The organism is Cerasicoccus maritimus (assembly GCA_031296935.1).
GTDB lineage: Bacteria > Verrucomicrobiota > Verrucomicrobiia > Opitutales > Cerasicoccaceae > Cerasicoccus > Cerasicoccus maritimus.
The window spans coordinates 151,016-168,974 of sequence record JAVDPD010000005.1 but is presented as its reverse complement, the minus strand read 5'-3'; the positions used below and the strand labels follow the sequence as shown (position 1 = coordinate 168,974).

The following is a 17,959-nucleotide window of genomic DNA, read 5'->3' as shown; positions in this document are numbered from 1 at the left end:
AACATGATCCGCACGACGATCCTTTGCCTAACTTGGCTCATTGCCTGGTCCGGCCTATCGGCCCAGGAGGCGCCGCCTGCCATCAACTGCAAGATCAGCCTTTACCTGGTCGGCGGCAAAGCCAAGGGCGCGCAAGCAGTTGCCCAAGGCGCCACCCGCAAAGCGGAAAAGCTCTACTACTTTTCGGCTGGCGAGGCCCATGAAGTCACCGTCCGATCCGGCCAGCGAACGCGGGCGTTTCAATACACGGGGCCACCCGATTTTAAACTCTACCGCCTCACCGGCGTGGGCACCGACGGCCTACCTACCTACTCAGTGGCAGCGTCTATTTCCCTCAAACCTGGTGAACAGCACACGCTGCTCACACTGCTCGAACAAGGCGCGCGCTACGCACTGCTGCCCGTTGATCTTAGTCGCGCTGCTCAGGAACGCGACACCGCGCTGATGCTCAACCTCGGCAACCTCACGATTGCGTGCCTCGCCGGCGACCAGAAGTTTACCCTGAAGCCACTTGAGTCCAAGCAAGTGCCGCTCCGGCCGGTCGGCTCGGACTTGCAATTTGAGATCAAATGCGCCGCCCAATTGAAGGACGACTGGACCATCGTTTACTCCGGTTCACAAACCGTTCGTAAAGACAGCCACTACGTCTTCCTGCTTCTCCCCGAAGACGACGGCAGCGTTTACCGCGTCATCCGATTCCGCGTGTAACGAGACGCGCTAATCGATCCGCTTAAGCGTGAAAAAGCGGTTGCCGCCCAAGGCACCGTAGTCCCGATCTGGAATTTTAACGAAGTATCCCTTGGGATGAAACTTTGGCTGGTTGGTCATCCAGGCGTAGGAGCCACCCGTTACCGGAATCGAGCCGATGTATGTCAAGCTCCCAAAGCGATCAACAACACGCAGGGTTCCGGCAAAGTATTGATTGCTAATTTCGACAGCGTAGTTGAGCAAACGTGCAAAGCGCCCCGGCTTCCCCTGCCGCGCGATGTTTTCCAAGTAATCAATACGCTCGTGCACACGTGACTCCATAGCCAACGTCCCGGCAGCATCACGGAAAAAGCCATCAACTTGCCCACGCTGCCCGCCAGCCGTGATCACATCCAAAATATTGGACGAATTGGTGTCCGCGACCTGCATGCGCGTATATGGCTTGGGCAATTGAACGCTGCGCGCATGCAACGTTAGCAAAATCGCCTCCATAGCCGCCTTGGAGTCTGCTTCAGACCGATACCCGAACTCCCCGGGAAAGGGTGCCTCATTGATCAATAAACGCGCAACGTAGCCTTGCGGTGAATGATCAGGCGGCAAGTCCACCGCCCCCAATACTGGCAGCCCCCCGATCAGGACGCTAGCCAACAACAGCAGCTTCCATCTAATTGCAGCAGTGAACATGACGATAATATGCCCACACAGCGCCTTTATCGCAAGCGCAGACAACACAAGACGCTATCAAGACTGCCTCCCTACCCAACTAATCACCGGGCCCGCGACTTCTCGTATTCCGCCTCAATCGCCCTACGAATCCGCCCCATGTTCAGCCCAACTATCACTTCCTCACCGATGATAAAAGCAGGGCCACGAGTTAAATTGTATTTCTGCATTATATCACGACCACGACTGGATTTAAAGGCGTCGTAAACCACATAGTGGAAATCTTGTGCCGTCAGAAAACGCTTAACCTCAGGAGTCTGCTCAATATTCTCTGACACAACGACGATCACACGCACATGATGCTTCGCTTCTTCGTAGTGCTGCAAGGAACCTCTCTCACTTGCCTGATTCTGCTGCCATTGCTCCACCGTCGCTTGGCTTTCCGAATCCAAGCGAGCGACCGGAAAGGTAAATCGCTGCTGGTCAGGCAGGCGGATGATTTCCACGCACGCGTCTTTCACCGACAAAATACGACACGTCAATGAGCGTCCATCAACATCCCTTAACACTACTTCGCCAGACTCCGCTTGGTGCCCAAAACCCTGAAGCCAATTTGGCTCACCATCGGACGATTCCTCTCCTCCACTATCCAGTAGAGAATCTAATACAATACCATGATAACGCATGAGCCCAAAGCCTGCCAATGCGAAGACAACGATTAAGAAAATCCATTTCACGCAAAGCATAATCCCCATGTGAAATCAAAAAGCGAGCAACAACTACATCAAACTTATCACAATCCAAATTTATTAATATAAATCATTAATACCCGCGCGATTAGTCTTACGAATATCACCTAATAAATATTCTAATCCACCAACGGCACATAAGGTATTGTCCCCACCTCTACAACCTACCTACGGTAAATCCCTTAATACTTATCGCACCTCCAACAAACGCAAATAACCTGCGATAGACAACTGCCTGAAAGCTTCATCATACAGCGCACCATGATTACCATAAAACATTGTCAACAAGCATATTAGGATTCCTAACCCCAAATGTCTTTTCAAGCATTCATACAGGGGCAACACTCTCGGGAAACATACAATCCGGCAGTATTTAAAAATATTAAATATACTAAGCCAGCGCATCAATCTAAACATTTTAGCACGCATCAATTAGATTAGGCTACTAACCCTATATACCATAAGCCTCTGCCTCAATACACTCATACATCTCTAAATGTATTTTTTTTGAATTTTTTTCTTAAGCTTCGATTAAAACGCACGTTCTAAAGCTATGTGAATGAGTAGTTGATGCTTAGTTCCAATCAGGAACATGAACAGTTTATTCTGCCTATCCACAAACCCGAACTAATAACACACGCTAACAATATTAATAATGAAAGAAGTAGATCTCAACCCATTAACCGATATTAAGGGATTCATTGGCGCATGCCTCGTAGACTCCGATAGTGGCATGGTCCTCGGCATGGTCGGCGGCGGCGCACTGAACCTCGAAGCAGCCGCAGCAGGCAACACCGAAGTAGTGAAAGCAAAGCGCGCTACGATGGAATCGCTCGGCTTGGACGACAGCATTGAAGACATCCTCATCACCCTGGGAACGCAATATCACATCCTGCGCCCCTTGGCTTCAAACGAAGCAATCTTCCTCTACGTGGCAATGAACCGTGCCCAAGCCAACTTGGCTATGGCCCGCATCTCCCTCTCCACCTTCGAAAAGAAGATCAAGCTTTAAACTCCAACCGTTACTGCACACCTTGCTCAAGCAAGGTGTGCTATTAACATGCCAAACGACGAATTATACGCGCAGTTCATCGAAAAAACTGCCTGCCAACATTTTGTGGTCTATCGTAGGGATACCACTCCACTCCTCATGCTTCCCTACAAGCGCGACCACCGTGGTATGTCGAAGTTTATCAAAAACTTCAAGAAACTCGTGGCTCGCATACCGGATGCTGACGCACAAGACGGCGAACTCGAAGAAGTTGTCATCACTTGGGGCGAAAGTTACTACATCGCTCGCTTTTTCCCTGATGCAACCTCCGTGATCGCAGTTTTTCCTAAAGATATTAATCTCGGACTGGCCATTAACAGATTTAACAAGATCTGCCTAACGGTTCACGCCGATTTTATACCCGTCTAAAGAGAATCCCATGAAAGTAGGCATTGTTCAACTACCGGGCGCCTCTGGTGATCGAGATATGCTCCATGCGCTCATCAGCCATCTACATGTACGCGCACGGCTCTTCTCACACAAATGTTCGAGCTTTGCCGGGGCAGATGCAGTCATCATACCTGGAGGCGCATCTTTTGGCGATTACCTGCGCGCTGGTGCCATTGCAAAGTCCACCCCAATAATCAAAGCGGTCAAGGAGTTTGCAGCCAACGGTGGTCCAGTGCTAGGCATTGGCAATGGCTTCCAAGTTCTTTGCGAAGCCAGCCTTCTGCCTGGGGCTTTCACCGAAAACAATTCACGGGAACACCACTATGGGAACCAGACGCTGACCGTCGAAGACTCGACCAAAAATTTTAATAAAAACCGTTTGGGCGATAACATCTCCCTCCCGGTATCACATCGATTTGGGCGATACTGGGTCGATGATAAAAAGTTGGATTCCATGCAGTCCAACAACCAAATCATGTTTCGTTATGTGAATAATCCTAATGGCTCTGTAGGTGACATTGCCGCTATTCGCAATGCCGAACAAAACGTATTTGGGATGATGCCACATCCAGAGGCTGCCGTTGAAGAATCAGTCCATAACACAACTATCGGCGCTCGAATTTTAAGTGCATTCCTGAAACAACCTCGCGTTGAGCCCCAAAGACCTCAGCTAGACCCCGCTGTCCAGGGTGAAGTTGAGAAAATGCTGATTCACTGCGCCTCAGAAATGACACTGGATAGCATCCACGCCTACCTCCCCCAACAAGAGTTACTGCTTTCGATCAATGGTCAAAGAACTATGCAAAGCAGCGAACCAGATGAAGGTATCGGCGCTTATTTACACAAGCTCTACGCGCAGTCCAGTGGCGAAAACCCACAGAGCATGGCAACCACTATGGCGGAGCATTATGTGGTTACCGATGTTGGTCCTAAGCTCTCACTCATGACCGTGTCCACACGCAAGAAAGTTGCTTTGGTTCGCCTCATGAAAGAAGTCGAAACACTGAACGGTAACTTATCCAAACTTCTGGATTAGGCCACTTCGATGCGTTATCAATAAGTGGTTTATCGTGCCTCTGAGAGGGCGTCTAATAACTCAAGTGGTCTTCGCCGGAGAGCGTCTTCGAGGTCAAAATACCATTTCTTCATCTCGACGAAACTGGTTTCGCCTCGATTCAGAAGCCGAAATTTTGCCTCTCGAATACATCTCGCCGACTTGATCAGACTTTTTAGACGCCCTCTGAGAAAATTGACGCCACTGCTTTAAAGCTCTGCCTCCTGTTCTCACATCTGTAATTGCTCACCTTGCTGTTTTGACAGATCGCGGTATTCGGCTTGCACAACCTCTTCGCCAAACTTGCGCTCCAATCGGCGCATAATGAAGTGGCCGAGCGCCATCTCCTGATAAAAGCCCGTGAAGTAGGTGTTGATAATCGCCCCGCCAACGGCCCCAATTGCGGGCACCATGATGGCGGCGGCCTTATCCGTAACCGTGATGCTGAAGCGCTCGGCAATCTTCGCAATAAACCGCGTCAGCGGCGGTGAGGCTGCATCGAGCACGCCGTTTTGCGCGGCATACTGCGCGGCGTCGCTCACCCGCTGAGCCAGCATCGCGCGAATGGCCAAATAGCTCGCATCAGAGCTCTCCTTCTTGTTGCCCAACGCAAAAACCTCGATGCACGCCAGCCGCGCTTCGGCGTTGTTTAAATCCTCGCCCTGACTGCGGGCGACATCGGCTATCGAGCGCAGCATGATGGTCGTCGAAATCGGTAATTCGACTGGCAGCGACGCCCAACCAAACGCACCCCCCACCCCGCCAGTCGTGGCGGTCGCGAGCTTGTGGATCGTGTTGCGCGCTGTGGCGACGCGGTCTTTTTCCAGCGTCTTCAGCGCCACATCCAGCGCCGCGCGCAGCGCTTTGTCCGTCGCGCCAACGATCACGCCATGCGCCTTGTCGGGCAGCATTTCGAGCCCCTTTTCGATGGGCGCGCCGAGGATATTCACCAGCTGATTGGTAAAGCTCGTCTTCTCCAAAATACGGTGCGCCATGCGCAGATCGGCATGGTCTTGCTCGCTCCAAAGCGGCGCATCCATCGGCGGTAGCAGCGGGTCATCCATAGGCGAAAAGACAGTGACGCGGCAGTATTTGTTCCCAATCGCGGATATACGGTAGTTTCAGCAGATCAACTATCGGACGCCTCATGTACAATTGTCGCCCGACACAACAATCAAAGACGCCCGACATGCTAACCAACTTTCGGACGACATTTGAGAAAAAGACGCCCGACATACTGACTAACTTTCGGGCGACATTTTTGCAGCTGAAGCGAATCCCCCTTCAAAAAGTCATTTAACCAGGACCAATGCCCTCCCCAAGAAAACGTAGAGGAGTCTCAAGAAGTGAAGCGCGGAGCGCGTAACTGAATTGAGACCTCCGGCTGGTTGGACTTTTGGGAGTTAGCGATAATCATCGCCATTCCTTAACCGAAATTAGTGCAAATGCGAAAACTACGCATAACTCTCCCATTAGCGTCACGAGCAATAGTATGAATCGCTGCCATGCAGGATGATTTTCTCCGGTCTTTTCATTCTTTTTTGTGATGCGCCACGACCAGATACTAAACAACAAAACTGGCAGAAGCATGAATATGGCTAGTGCATAATTCAATTCTCTCATTAGGAAGCTGACGAAGCCGCACATCACAGCAAAGGCCATCCAGCCGCCGAAATACTCTAGCCAAAATTTCATTTTTTCATTCGCCCAACCAAGCTTCTAACCACTACACCGGCTTCTCGCCGCTGGCCATGATCGTCTCAAAAAACGGGTCCTGTTCTTCGCGGGAGACCACGTTGACCTGCACGCCGCCAAAACCGGTTTCCTTCAGCCAGTGGTAGAGCGTGTTTTCGGAAAAGCCGAGCCAGCGGTCGGCATACAGCTCGTGGGCCTTTTCAAACTGGTGCTCCTTCAAGTCGAGGATCACCAAGCGGCCGCCGGGCTTCAATATACGGTAAGCCTCGGCAATCGCGCGTGAGGGCTTTTCGGCATGATGAAGCGCCTGGCTCAGCAGCGCGAGCTCCACGCTGTTGTCTTCCAGCGGGACGGTCTCGATGTCGCCAAGCTTGTAATAAAGGTTGTCGATGCCATTCTTGGCGGCCAGTTCGGTGCCGACCTCCACCATGCGAGGCGAGTTGTCGATGCAGTAAACCGCCTCCGCCCGCTGGGCGAGCAGCTGCGACAGCACGCCCTCCCCGGCTCCGAGGTCCGCGATCTTGATCCGCGGTGTCAAGTGCAGCAGGAAGTGCCCAATCGCCTCCCAGGAACGCCCCGGGCAGTAGTTGCGGCCCAGGCGACCGGCAACTTGGTTGAAATACTCCTCCGATGCGCGGCGCCGGCGGTCGAGCACGCGCTCGAGATTTTTGGCGTCCTCGGCAAACTCCGGCTCACCCTTGGCGGCTTCGTAGGAGGCGTCGATCAGGCGCTCGGTCGTCGCGCCGATGTCTTCGCTCAGCGAGTAAAACGTCTTCTTGCCCTCCTTGCGGTCTGTGAGCAAACCACCTTGCCGCAGCAGCGCGAGGTGCGACGAAATGCGCGACTGCCCCATATCGAGCAGCTCCTGGAGCTCGGCCACGGACAACTCCTCCCTGCGCAGCAGTTGAATCAACCGCAGGCGCGTCGGATCGGCGAGAAGCTTTAGCGTATCCCAGGAAGGCATGATCAATTATCAAAGTTCAGTTTCCAGTTATCAATTTTCAATGGATAGGCAACTGATAATGGAAAACTGAAAATCGATAATTGATAATTACCAACGGCTTACAGTTCGCGGCCGGATTCGACCCAGCGCTCGAGGCCTTCGATGGTCCACTGGACGGAGTTGCCGTCGATCTCGGTGGTAACCGTCGTGCCCACGCCCTTGCCCAGCAGAGCTTGGCCCAGCGGAGTCTTGTAGGACAGGATGTTCTTCTCCGGCAGGGAGTCAAAGGCACCCAGAATGGCGTATTCTTCGGACTGGTCGTTGCTGTTGCTGAGCTTGACGATCGAGCCAACGCCCACGGCGTCAGTGCCAGCATCGGTGAAGTCGGTGACGCGTGCGCGGCCGAGATCGCGCTCGAGGTTGGCCTTGCGGGCCATGAGCGTGTCCTGGTCCTGACGGGCCATCTTGTATTCCGAGTTTTCCTTCAAGTCGCCGTGTTCGCGGGCAACCGCGATGGCTTCCTTGTTTTCCGGAATCTTCTTCTCGATGAGGTCGCGGAGTTCGGCGTTGAGCGCATCGTAGCTCTTCTGAGAAACGATAAGGTCTTCGACCTTCTCAGGCTGCGAACCGGAGATGAGCGTCTGGATGCTCGGGAAGGACTTGATGAAGCGGGCCAGCAGCGACTTCTTGGTAAGGTCTTCGAAGCCCTGGTTGAGCAACAGACCTTGCGCCAAGTCGCGTGCTTCTTCTTCGCTCGCATCGGCCAGCATGTCGGTGATCAGCTCCTTGTCGTCGGACAGGATGTCGCCCAGCGGGATGCGGCGGGTGCCGGTGTTTTGCAGCGCTTCGACGTCGATTGCGTAAAGGACGTTGTTGAGGAAGCGTGGGCTGATGAGGCCCTCAACCAGCTTGCGGAACTTGCGGCTGTTACGGTTCTTAATGATCCACAGGAGAACCGGTCCACGCAGGTTTTGCTCGCGGAGCCAGCGCTTGAAGTGATCGGCGACCATTTGCTCGCAGTCGCGCTCTACCAGGAAGGAAATGGTTTCGCTGGTCATCTTGCCCTCGGAGTTGCGCAGGATGTCGATGACGACGGTCTGCCAAGTGTCCGGGTAAGTGCGGGAAAGCAGGTCGAGGAAACGCTTCTGGTAACCGGTCGGGATTTCCGAAGCGAGCTCATTGAGGTCTTCGGTTTCCATGATGAGCGACTTGGAGGTCGGCTCGATGGTTTCCGGGTCGGCGTCGAGGTGGCGGGCCAGGTCGTTACGGACCCAAACGCCGTGCAGACGCTCGGCTTGGCTCAGGCCGTGGGAGGCCTTTTTCACCGCTTCGGTGAGGTGCTCGAAAATGTTCGGCAGGTCGGATTCGACCTCGTTCACATTTTCCGAAATCTGGTAAAGCTTTTCGGCGAGGAGGATCTTCTTCTTGGGCTGCTTGAGCACGTAGAAGTCTTCCAAAATTTCCTGCTCGGGCTTGAGCGGCTCTTCACGCAGCACGTAAGGGTCGATCTTGCGGGATGGCGTCTGGATGCGCGGGTCCTTGACGAGCACCTTCTTGGTCTGCGTCCACCACTTCTTGAACTTGGTGGGGCCGAGGAGACGGGAAAGGATCAGCTCGAGCTCGGTCGGGCCGGCTTCCTGGTCAGGCAGGCGGGAAAGGATTTCAACAATCAGATCGCCGGGACGCTTCTTAATCATCTCCTCAATGACGTCCGGCTCGGTGCGGCGACGCACGAGGATGTTATCGGGCTCAAGGATCTCCAGCTTATCAACGCAGAATGCGGGGGCCATCAGGTGGCCTTCTTTTCCGTCTTCGAAGTCGATGATGAGCTTGGCTTCCGCTTCTTCATAGCCCTTGATGACGCCAAAGCCGAATGAACGGTGCATGCAGAATGCGCCGGCTTGCATAGCTTCCAGCTTGTCGCGAGATCCAGCCAACTTAGGCTGCTTTTGGATGAGCAAATCGATTGCTTCTTGGTTCATGGGATTATTAAGTGATCTGAAATGAGGCACTCTTCGAACTCTTCAAATCGCTCGACCAAGGTCGACCAATCAAAAAAGAAACACGGCGCGTCCACGGATGGCTGGGCCTTGGCAGTCGCGCTGTGTGAAAAGTTTGCCTCGCGCCCCAACCAGAAGGCCGACGCGCTGTTGAATAATTTGTCTGGCGCTATTTCGTCTGAGGAAAGGCGCCGTTGTCAACGCTTGTTTTACGGAGCGATGCGACATAATCGCTTGATAAACCACCTCTTGGACACCCTCATCGAGCGCCCACCCCGCCCCCAACTCCGCGCAATGTTGGCCGTCGCCCTCGCCGAATGGCTCGAAAACATTGCCGCCGGTGCCCACATTCCCAAGCTCAAGAAATCCAAAAAAGATGACGACGGCCTGCCCTCGGCCATTTTCTTTCCCGGGCTCGAAGACGATGACACCCTGCCCAAAATTGCCGACTTCACCGTCGAGCGCGTCAAAAAGGCCCTCACGCCCGGCGAGGCCAAGTTTGCCAACGCCATTCTCCGCCGCTGCCGCACGCTCATGGAGGAAGTCGCCAACAGCGGCTCGCTCGGCCTACGCTCCAGCCACCCGGACTGGCTTGTCCGCCGCTGGATCGCCGAGCACGGCTCCGAGTGGACCGAGAAAACGCTGCTCTATAATCAAATCGCCGCCGAGCCCGCGCTCCGCTGGCGCGCCAAGTCCCCTGCCCCCGTCGACTGGCTGCCGATGACGCTCGACGCGCTCGTCGAATGCACAGAGAGCGATGCCCCGCTGTTTTCGCTGTCCGTGCCGCCGCTCTTTTACCACCTCGGCGAAAACGCACCGTGGTCCGTAGCCCTGGAAAAGCTCAACTCCGGCGAAGCCTATGCTCAGGACCCCGCCACCTGGCTGGCGCCCGCGCTGGCCGACGTCCAACCCGGCGAAGCCGTCTTCGACCTCTGCGCCGCGCCCGGCGGCAAGGCGAGCTACCTGATCGAAGCCCTCGGCGATGACCCCGCTGGCGCGCTCGTGCTCCTCGACCAGCCCGGCAAGCGCATTGACCAGCTCGATGAAAATCTCCGCAAGTGGTCCGGCGAAGGCATCGACGGCCCCGAGCTCCACCTCGTCGCGCTCGACCTCTTCGAAGCGCTGCCCGATGAATTTGGCGCTTACAACTGCGTGCTCCTCGACGCCCCCTGCTCGAACACGGGCGTCATCCGCCGCCGCCCCGACGTCAAAACCCGCCTGGCCCCGCGTGACCTCGCCCAATGCGCCGAGCTACAGCTAAAGCTCCTGACCAAGGCCGCGGAATTCGTCGCCGACGGCGGCCGCCTGATCTACAGCACCTGCTCCCTAGAGCCCGAGGAAAACAGCGGCGTGGTCGAGGCCTTCCTCGAAGCCAACACCGAATGGAAAGTCACCGCCACCGCCCAATCCACCCCTGGCGACACCGCCTTCGACGGCGCCACGGTGTTCCGCCTGGAGCGAGAGTGATTGGCTGAAACGCTTTGAAGCCCATAATCAGAGGAATCAGCATTCGCAGCCCAAACGCCAGGAGCCCTGGGGCTGTCATTGAACTGTTTTCCGCTGCTCAATAAACCTGCGGCACAAACATGCTTTTGGGCACTGGATGGCGCTGATAGTTCGCATTGTGCACGCGCTCGGGCAAGATAATCTCCTCCTTCTCCACACGCTCATAGGGCACTTGTTGAAGCAGGTGGCTGATGCAGTTCAAGCGCGCGCGCTTCTTGTCAATGGCGGCCACGACATTCCATGGCGCGAAGTCGAAATTCGTGCGCGAAAAGGTCTCTTCCTTGGCCGCGGTGTAGTCCTCCCAGCGGATGCGTGACTGCAAATCCATCGGGCTAAGCTTCCATTGTTTCAGTGGGTCTGTTATGCGGCATTGGAAGCGGAACTCCTGCTCCTCATCGGTGATCGAAAACCAGTATTTGATCAACTTAATGCCGGAGTTGACCAGCATTTCCTCGAAGTGCGGCACGTCGTTAAAAAACTGCGCAACGTCCTCTTCCTCACAGAAGCCCATGACGCGCTCCACGCCACTGCGGTTATACCAACTGCGGTCAAAGAGCACCATCTCGCCCGCTGCGGGCAAATGCGGCACATAACGCTGGAAATACCACTGGGTCTTCTCACGCTCGGTCGGCGCTGGCAATGCCACGGTGCGGCAAATGCGGGGATTTGTGCGCTGGGTGATGCGCTTGATCACGCCGCCTTTCCCAGCCGCATCGCGCCCTTCGAAAATCACCACGAGCTTGTATTTATTGGCGACAACCCAATCCTGCATCCGCACGAGCTCGATTTGCAGGCGACGCAGCTCCTTAAAATACAACTGCCGGAAACGCGCACGCTCCTCAGCGCTTGGGAGCGGTTTGCCGACTTTCCCCGCGTGCTGCTCCTCAAACAGATCCTCGAGGTCATATTCCATTTCCTCCTCAAGGTCGTTGAAGATCTCTTCCTCTAATCGAGCCCGGAATTCATCATCCTGTGCCGCGTATTGGATCACGCGCTGGAGTTCGTCTTCGGTCGGTGGCTGGTAGGCGTATTCGTCAGGCATGGCTAGTCGGTTGGCGATTTGGTCCATTGATAAGCAGAACTGAATAAACGTCAAAGCCTACTCATGTGGCAATTCTGCAACACAGCTACACAACGACACCAAACGACATCTGAAAAGCCCTCCTTGGGGGGCTGAGGGGGGGGGTAAGATCGCCCTCGTATCAAGTATCAAAGAACAAGATTCCCGCCCGCTCGCCGCAAATACGGCGCAGGTGGGGGTAATGCAGCTCAGGGGCCACATTAGTCACGTCGATGCTGCGCTGGGCAGGCTGGCATAGAGCGTCCGGCGAGGAGTAGTTTGCGGCAATCTTGGGCGTCGGGCACTGGGCATTTTACACCTACCCAGTGGCGAATGGGCCCGTTGACGCAACGCTCACCCGCAGGCGACTCGAAAGCCCCCGCATGGCGTCGACTGGGATACCTCGGCGTGCTGGCTATGGCGGATGCTGGTGGATGGGGAAGTTCATTGGTGTATAGGTGGGTAAAGTGGATAGGTTTGGGAGCTACGAGGGGTAGCTGGGAGTTGGAGTGGCCGGAGCGCGAAGCTTCAGCGAGTGCTGCGTTTGATGAGCCTGATTCAGAGGGGCAGCATAAACACTCGCTGAAGCTTCGCGTTCCGGCACTGAGGCAGCGCGAGCAGCCAATCAAGTGATCAATAAAACACTATCTTATCCGGTCGCATTCGCCAACCAAAAAGTGAACACACGAGCATTTTAATAGTGAGTGGCTCTCGCTATTAACGCGTGTTGGACAGCAACGACTTACACACCTCAAAAACCACATTTTGCGCCGCCCTCGATGTACCCGCGCACAAAAAAGCCTCCGGTGGAACCGGAGGCTTCGGAAAATATGTAAAGCGCGCTGGGTTGACAGCTGGGTTGCTTACACCCAGTCGCGGGTGCGCCAGCTGAGGGATTGGGCAAGATCCGCCGCAAAGAACGGACCACGGTAGATCATACCGGTGTAAACCTGAATCATCTTGGCGCCAGCGTCGAAGAATGCGCCGGCCGTGCACTCATCGTGAATGCCGCCTACGCCAATGATCGGCAGCTTGTCGCCAACGCTGCGGTAGATGTAATTGACCACGTCGATTGAGCGCTGGTGAATCGGCAGGCCGCTGAGACCGCCGGTCTCATCCTTTTCACCCAGATCGATTGGGCGCGCGATGAGCGTATTGGTGGCGATAATGCCATCTGCGCCAACTTCGAGCGCGCTTTCCAGCACGTCGTCGATTTCGCGGTAGGACAGATCTGGGGCGATTTTCACGAGGATCGGGATACGCCCCTTGCCCAACTTGCGCGCACGTTCGCGGTCGGCGTCGATCACAGCGCCTACCAGCTCGGTCAAGTGCTTGCGCTGCTGAAGCTTGCGTAAGTCCTGCGTATTGGGGCTGCTCACGTTGATCGCAAAATAGTCAGCGTAGTCGGCCAGCTTTTCGTAGGAGGCCAGGTAGTCGCCCACGGCCTGATCGATGGGCGTCACGCGGCTTTTGCCAATGTTGATGCCCAGGGGAATGCGTCGTTTGCGGCTGGAGGGGGCTTTGGAAAGTCGCTTGGCCACGGCCTCAGCGCCATCGTTGGGGAAGCCCATGCGATTGATAACCGCCTCATGCTCCGGATAGCGGAATACGCGGGGCTTCTGGTTACCTGGCTGATCAAGCTTGGTGACGGTGCCAATTTCCACGTGACCAAAACCAAGCGCCGCCATAGCCGGCCAACAATGTGCATTTTTGTCAAATCCGGCAGCCAAGCCCACGGGATTAGGAAAAGTCAGGCCAAAAAGTTCTAAAGGCTCAGTGTGCGCGGGCCGATTATACTTCTCCATCAGGCGGAGGGCCGGGCCCATGCCGGAAAGCATGCGCAGCCAGCCAATGGCGCGCTCGTGCACTTCCTCAGGGTCACTACGGAATAAATAGGGTCGGACAACTGTCTCGTATAAAGCTCCCATAATTTTTAGATAGCTGGTTCTTACTCGTTAAAAACGCTCTAGAAAAAACCCCCAACTGTCCACTTTTAACTTGGAAAGCAAAAAATATCTCCATCAATCCTTGACGACGAGTGAAACTCTCTCAACGTGCATTCACTAACTACAATAAAAGCAGCCCTAGTTATCACGAAAAACGTTTCCCAAGAACAACATGCCAAAATCAGCTCCAAAACTTGAGTGGTGCATCGTCCGACTGGGCGAAGACATGAACTGGTGGGTCGAAGAAATCAGCGACGAAATCCACTGGGATGTCGATGGTCTCAGCATTATTGACCCGCGTCAGATCGGACACCTCATGGACTTGCTCGACCCCCTGCGCGACTACGACTTCCAAGCTTCTGTATTCGAAGACGCCTTCTTCAAGTTCCGCATCGATAAAAAATTGGACGACCAGCGCCTACGCCTGGTGCGCACCAATGAAAGCCTCTTCGAGTCCGAAGAACTCCTCTTCGCACTTCCCGACGTGATCGACGAAGAAAAAGGCCCCTACGCCGACTGCATCGACCACGTCACCAACATGCGCGTGAAACTCCTGAACGACCTCATCGAGTTCGAGCAGAAGTTCACCGTGGAAGAACTCGAAGACGACCTGCGCGAAGAGCAGAACGCTGACTTCATGGAAGGCCGCGCCATCCACGTGTTCCGCGAGCTACTCGACATCCTCGAATTCGTGCCGGATGGCTACGAGCTCGACGGCGATGAAGACTCCACCTCCAGCAAGGAAGACGACATCGAAGAATCCTTCCCCGACCTCGACGAAGAAGACGAAAAGATCGAAGAGGACGAAACCATGAAGTGGGACGAGGACGAAGACGACGAGGAAAGCGAAGGCGAGGAAGGCTACGACGAAGACGGCGACGACCTCGGCGATGATGAAGACGACGAGGACGAAGAAGAGGAGGAAGAAAAGCCTGCTCGCAAGTCCCGCAAGAAGTAACGCTTCTCCGCAAACACCTTTTTAAAAACAAACGCCGCCCTGGAGCTTTCCAAGGCGGCGTTTTTGTGTGTGTTTAAGAACGTCTTCTACTCTGCAGGCTTAACATCCGCAACCGGCGCAGCAACCGGCTGCTTCACCACCACGGGTGCCGGCAGAGCCTCCGCCTCGACCGTGGCGTCCCACTCGTAGGTGAGCCACCACAACGCCGCGCCCACCACCAGTGCGCCAATCCCAAAGCGTGTCCAGAAACGGCGACGACGCGTGCGGCCGTCTTCGCTCAGGTAGGCGTATTCCACGCGCGTGGAGCCCTTGGGGAACTTGCCCACATGCGTCAGGCCGTGCGCGAGCTTGAGATTAATGCGCATGCGGCCGTTGATGGCCCAGCCTGATGCTTCGAGCATCATGCCAATGTCCCGCGCGCGCAGCTTGAAAAAGCCGAGCAGCACCGACGGAGCGACAACAAAAAAGATAATCAGCACCGCAGTGTAGATAAAGTAAACGTCGGGCAACTCCTTGACCTGCTGCGCGATGTAAGCGAACGACGACGACAAGGCCGCAATCGCCACACCGCCGCCAGCCAGCATTCCGCCCATACCCATGCCGCCGCCGCTATTGCTGCTCTGCTTGGCATCGACCTCAGGCGGAGGTTTCGCAGTCACGTTTTTATCCATCTCGGTCATCGTGCCAGTGATTTCCTTTTCGATGGCTTTCTGGCGAGACTGCGTGATTTTCTCGATCTGCGAGGTAATCAGGTCGCCGATCGCCTTAAACGGCGCCCAGGCGGATTCACGCAGGCTGATGGGGTTCACGATGACCTTGGTGACCTTCGCGTCCCAGTCGCGGCCCTTGCGGTCGTAGAACACCGCATTTTTACCCACGCTCATGCGGCCAGCGCTGCGGCTCGTCACCGCGGCGCAGACATGGATCGGCGCCGGCTGATCCTTGCGCTTCGCTTCCAGGTAAATCAGAAAAATGCCGGACTTTTCGGCAATAACCGGGTGCGCCTTCATGTCGAGCACCTCGACGCACATGGTTAACTCGCAACCGTCAATGATCAATGAGCCAGTCTGGAAAATGGCCTGCTTCTCCATGTCGTAAAACTCCGGGAAGCTGACGATATTCTGTAGCAAGCGGAAGAGATTGCAGTGGTAGCGCAAGAGCTTCTCCACCTCCTCCACGGACTTGATTTCGCCCGCGAGCGCGGAATCAACCTGAATCAGCGCTTCGATGGCCTGCTTTTCGGGACCGCCGAGAATGGCACCCAAGCGCGCGGCGCCGAGCTTTTCCACTGCCCCGCCCTTCTTGGCGTTGATCCACGCTTCGTAGGCGGCGAGCTTGCCCAGCAGCGTAGCCCAGTCTTCCACGGTCAGCACATCGCGCTCACCGATGAGGGGCGTCACCGCGCGCATTTTCAGCGCGAGCAAGGCGTCGGCATAAGCCGGATTCACGCCCTTGGTTAAAGGCAGGTCGGAGTCGGCCGTCACATGCGCCAGCGGCAGGCCGAGCATGACTTCACGCAGACTGCCTTCGTCACGCTTGCCGCCGTCGGTCAGGTCGCTGTCGCGGAAGTTAATAAACGTCACCGCACGCGCGTCAAAGGCCGCAATACGTCGCTGGGCAAAGAACTCCTCCACCTTGCTGCGCAGCGCCTGGATCGCGCCGTAGGCCGCCGGGGTGTCCGCGCCAAGGGGGAATATCGCCGCATCGCGCTCGGGCAAGTCCAACACCGGCGCAGGTTTGACTTCGGGCGCGTCTTCAAGCGCAGCCTCGGCCTCGGCGCCTTTGTCGATGGCGTCTTCGAGCGACAGCGGCGTCTCCTCCTGCACCGGCGGCACGTAGCCCGGCTGGTGAATTTTATCTGCCGGATAGCCCTGCACCCACCAATCGAGAAAATCCTGCGCGGCTTGGTAAAACGCATTAACCTTGTCCGTCGTCACACCGACATCGCCGCTGAGGTCAGCCTCGCCGCCCATAGCCGCAATGATGTCGCGAATGACTTGCTTGGTCTCGTCTTTCTCAGCCGCGTTTTCCGGGATAACGCCGTCGCCGTTGCTCTTGACCTGAGAGAAAATGCCGCTGCGGTCGAGTGCGTTGGCCAAGGTAATTCTATCATCTTCCGGACGCCCAAGGTTCGACAAAATGCGCTGAGCGGACTTGAGCAGCGCGGCGCCTTTTTCGCTGTCGGCATTGAGCTGCTTGAGCTCGATCCAGTCGCGGCCTTCAGTCACGGTTGAGTAGTCGGCCAGCACATCCGTAAACCACCGGATCGCCTCCTTGATTTCCGGCGGACGGATGCGGCCATCGCCATCGAAGTCAAACAACTTAAGCGTGTTCTCGTCGATATCCAGCCCCTTAACCGGGCAACTGGAGGCCACCCACAAAGTCTCATCCAAATCCAGTACGAGGCGGATGTCTTCGGCCTTTTCCAGGCATAGCTGATTGAATCCCCCGGCCTTGAAAAACCGTAGCACAGTGTCGTTCGATGCAGTCTCCACACCTCATACTGTGCTCGAAATCAGCATTTTAACAAGTTTTTATGAAAACTTGGCCAGTGCTGCGATTGACACTGCGGGGGGACCTCTTGTTAACTAAGACTGCACATGAAGCGAAACCGCCAGCAAACTGAAAAGCGCATCGTCGACGCCGCAATAGGCCTGTTGGCTGAGGAAGGTTTTCAGAGTTTCGGCGTCAACGCCGTGGCCGCGCGCGCCGGAGTGGACAAGGTTTTGATCTATCGCTACTTCTCCGGACTCGATGGCTTGCTGGAGTTCATTGGCAAGACTGAGGTGCTCTTTCCCTCCGCCGCCGCGATGCTCGACAGCGACCTACCCAGCTTCTACCGCAACTTCTGCCGCGCCCTCGCCGACAACCCGCTCGGCGCCTGCGTGCAAAACTGGGAACGCGTCGCAGACAACCCGCTCACGCAATCCTACCGCCGCCAGCGTGATCAATTTTGGCAGGACGCCCGTGAGCTGCTCAAGCCACAAGACGACGCCGCGGCGTCCCTACTGAGCCTGCTCGCCGCCGTGCCGCTGGGCAGCATTGAGGCAGCCGATGTCACGCCGCTTCTCGCCGCCTCGGCTTTCGATCCGGTCGAAGCACCGCCTGCCCCTGCCGTCGAATCCACCGAAGCTGAACGCCTCGCAGATAATTTGCTGTAGGCCTGCAAAAAGATTCGGCACGACGAAATTATTTTCGTGCGCAGACTTGCACTATTCCGATTTCTGGCAAATGGT

The 17,959-nt window shown here is 55.7% G+C and carries 15 protein-coding genes; 7 read left to right on the top strand and 8 right to left on the bottom strand.

Going from position 1 to position 17,959, the window contains the following annotated elements; translation table 11 throughout:
* Nucleotides 1-3 precede the first annotated feature (3 nt).
* Entirely contained in the window at nucleotides 4-708 is a 705-nt protein-coding gene (locus tag RBB62_RS05060; RefSeq protein WP_309397645.1) for a hypothetical protein, read from the top strand.
* A 9-nt stretch (nucleotides 709-717) separates the two neighbouring features.
* Here the strand turns inward: RBB62_RS05060 and RBB62_RS05055 are convergent, their stop codons facing one another.
* Nucleotides 718-1,392, bottom strand: a complete 675-nt coding sequence (locus RBB62_RS05055) for a hypothetical protein (protein ID WP_309397644.1) — start codon at nucleotides 1,390-1,392, stop codon at nucleotides 718-720.
* A gap of 83 nt (nucleotides 1,393-1,475) precedes the next feature.
* Complete coding sequence (locus tag RBB62_RS05050; protein ID WP_309397643.1) at nucleotides 1,476-2,108, bottom strand: hypothetical protein; 633 nt, start codon at nucleotides 2,106-2,108, stop codon at nucleotides 1,476-1,478.
* A gap of 667 nt (nucleotides 2,109-2,775) precedes the next feature.
* Here RBB62_RS05050 and RBB62_RS05045 point away from each other — a divergent pair.
* Genes RBB62_RS05045 through purQ form a run of 3 tightly spaced genes read left to right on the top strand, consistent with a single transcriptional unit; the run spans nucleotide 2,776 to nucleotide 4,597 of the window.
* A complete protein-coding gene (locus RBB62_RS05045) occupies nucleotides 2,776-3,132 on the top strand; it encodes a hypothetical protein (RefSeq protein WP_309397642.1) in 357 nt (118 codons plus the stop codon).
* Nucleotides 3,133-3,180: 48 nt separating this feature from the next.
* On the top strand, nucleotides 3,181-3,540 hold the full coding sequence (locus RBB62_RS05040) for a hypothetical protein (protein ID WP_309397641.1): 360 nt from the start codon (nucleotides 3,181-3,183) through the stop codon (nucleotides 3,538-3,540).
* Between the two features lie 10 nt (nucleotides 3,541-3,550).
* Entirely contained in the window at nucleotides 3,551-4,597 is a 1,047-nt protein-coding gene (purQ, locus tag RBB62_RS05035) for a phosphoribosylformylglycinamidine synthase subunit PurQ (RefSeq protein ID WP_309397640.1), read from the top strand.
* A 248-nt stretch (nucleotides 4,598-4,845) separates the two neighbouring features.
* Here purQ and RBB62_RS05030 read toward each other — a convergent pair whose 3' ends face one another.
* From RBB62_RS05030 to RBB62_RS05020, 3 genes are all read right to left on the bottom strand, one after another.
* Nucleotides 4,846-5,679 carry an EcsC family protein gene (locus RBB62_RS05030; RefSeq protein ID WP_309397639.1) on the bottom strand — a complete coding sequence of 278 codons (834 nt, stop codon included), beginning with the start codon at nucleotides 5,677-5,679 and terminating at the stop codon, nucleotides 4,846-4,848.
* A 662-nt stretch (nucleotides 5,680-6,341) separates the two neighbouring features.
* On the bottom strand, nucleotides 6,342-7,277 hold the full coding sequence (locus RBB62_RS05025; RefSeq protein ID WP_343219071.1) for an ArsR/SmtB family transcription factor: 936 nt from the start codon (nucleotides 7,275-7,277) through the stop codon (nucleotides 6,342-6,344).
* A 95-nt stretch (nucleotides 7,278-7,372) separates the two neighbouring features.
* Complete coding sequence (locus RBB62_RS05020) at nucleotides 7,373-9,235, bottom strand: GreA/GreB family elongation factor (RefSeq protein ID WP_309397637.1); 1,863 nt, start codon at nucleotides 9,233-9,235, stop codon at nucleotides 7,373-7,375.
* A gap of 21 nt (nucleotides 9,236-9,256) precedes the next feature.
* Between RBB62_RS05020 and RBB62_RS05015 the strand changes: the two genes are divergently transcribed.
* Complete coding sequence (locus RBB62_RS05015; RefSeq protein WP_309397636.1) at nucleotides 9,257-10,720, top strand: RsmB/NOP family class I SAM-dependent RNA methyltransferase; 1,464 nt, start codon at nucleotides 9,257-9,259, stop codon at nucleotides 10,718-10,720.
* A 97-nt stretch (nucleotides 10,721-10,817) separates the two neighbouring features.
* On the opposite strand, the gene ppk2 is transcribed toward RBB62_RS05015, so the two are convergent.
* Complete coding sequence (gene ppk2, locus RBB62_RS05010; protein ID WP_343219070.1) at nucleotides 10,818-11,672, bottom strand: polyphosphate kinase 2; 855 nt, start codon at nucleotides 11,670-11,672, stop codon at nucleotides 10,818-10,820.
* A gap of 1,010 nt (nucleotides 11,673-12,682) precedes the next feature.
* Nucleotides 12,683-13,747 carry a quinone-dependent dihydroorotate dehydrogenase gene (locus RBB62_RS05005; protein WP_309397634.1) on the bottom strand — a complete coding sequence of 355 codons (1,065 nt, stop codon included), beginning with the start codon at nucleotides 13,745-13,747 and terminating at the stop codon, nucleotides 12,683-12,685.
* A gap of 190 nt (nucleotides 13,748-13,937) precedes the next feature.
* Here RBB62_RS05005 and RBB62_RS05000 point away from each other — a divergent pair, with 190 nt between their 5' ends.
* On the top strand, nucleotides 13,938-14,723 hold the full coding sequence (locus RBB62_RS05000) for a hypothetical protein (RefSeq protein ID WP_309397633.1): 786 nt from the start codon (nucleotides 13,938-13,940) through the stop codon (nucleotides 14,721-14,723).
* Between the two features lie 86 nt (nucleotides 14,724-14,809).
* Here RBB62_RS05000 and RBB62_RS04995 read toward each other — a convergent pair whose 3' ends face one another.
* The gene (locus RBB62_RS04995; RefSeq protein WP_309397632.1) at nucleotides 14,810-17,194 is read right to left on the bottom strand and encodes a hypothetical protein; all 2,385 of its coding nucleotides are present in this window, start codon (nucleotides 17,192-17,194) and stop codon (nucleotides 14,810-14,812) included.
* A gap of 129 nt (nucleotides 17,195-17,323) precedes the next feature.
* On the opposite strand from RBB62_RS04995, the gene RBB62_RS04990 reads away from it, so the two are divergent.
* On the top strand, nucleotides 17,324-17,884 hold the full coding sequence (locus tag RBB62_RS04990; protein WP_309397631.1) for a TetR/AcrR family transcriptional regulator: 561 nt from the start codon (nucleotides 17,324-17,326) through the stop codon (nucleotides 17,882-17,884).
* Nucleotides 17,885-17,959: the final 75 nt, after the last annotated feature.

Excerpts from the sequence above, each read along its gene's own strand:
- RBB62_RS05030 (WP_309397639.1), bottom strand. The coding sequence starts at position 5,679 with ATGGATGACCCGCTGCTACCGCCGATGGATGCGCCGCTTTGGAGCGAG.
- RBB62_RS05040 (WP_309397641.1), top strand. The coding sequence starts at position 3,181 with ATGCCAAACGACGAATTATACGCGCAGTTCATCGAAAAAACTGCCTGC.
- purQ (WP_309397640.1), top strand. The coding sequence starts at position 3,551 with ATGAAAGTAGGCATTGTTCAACTACCGGGCGCCTCTGGTGATCGAGAT.
- RBB62_RS05055 (WP_309397644.1), bottom strand. The coding sequence starts at position 1,392 with ATGTTCACTGCTGCAATTAGATGGAAGCTGCTGTTGTTGGCTAGCGTC.
- RBB62_RS04990 (WP_309397631.1), top strand. The coding sequence starts at position 17,324 with ATGAAGCGAAACCGCCAGCAAACTGAAAAGCGCATCGTCGACGCCGCA.
- RBB62_RS05000 (WP_309397633.1), top strand. The coding sequence starts at position 13,938 with ATGCCAAAATCAGCTCCAAAACTTGAGTGGTGCATCGTCCGACTGGGC.
- RBB62_RS05015 (WP_309397636.1), top strand. The coding sequence starts at position 9,257 with ATGAGGCACTCTTCGAACTCTTCAAATCGCTCGACCAAGGTCGACCAA.
- RBB62_RS05060 (WP_309397645.1), top strand. The coding sequence starts at position 4 with ATGATCCGCACGACGATCCTTTGCCTAACTTGGCTCATTGCCTGGTCC.
- RBB62_RS05005 (WP_309397634.1), bottom strand. The coding sequence starts at position 13,747 with ATGGGAGCTTTATACGAGACAGTTGTCCGACCCTATTTATTCCGTAGT.
- ppk2 (WP_343219070.1), bottom strand. The coding sequence starts at position 11,672 with ATGGAATATGACCTCGAGGATCTGTTTGAGGAGCAGCACGCGGGGAAA.
- RBB62_RS05045 (WP_309397642.1), top strand. The coding sequence starts at position 2,776 with ATGAAAGAAGTAGATCTCAACCCATTAACCGATATTAAGGGATTCATT.
- RBB62_RS05020 (WP_309397637.1), bottom strand. The coding sequence starts at position 9,235 with ATGAACCAAGAAGCAATCGATTTGCTCATCCAAAAGCAGCCTAAGTTG.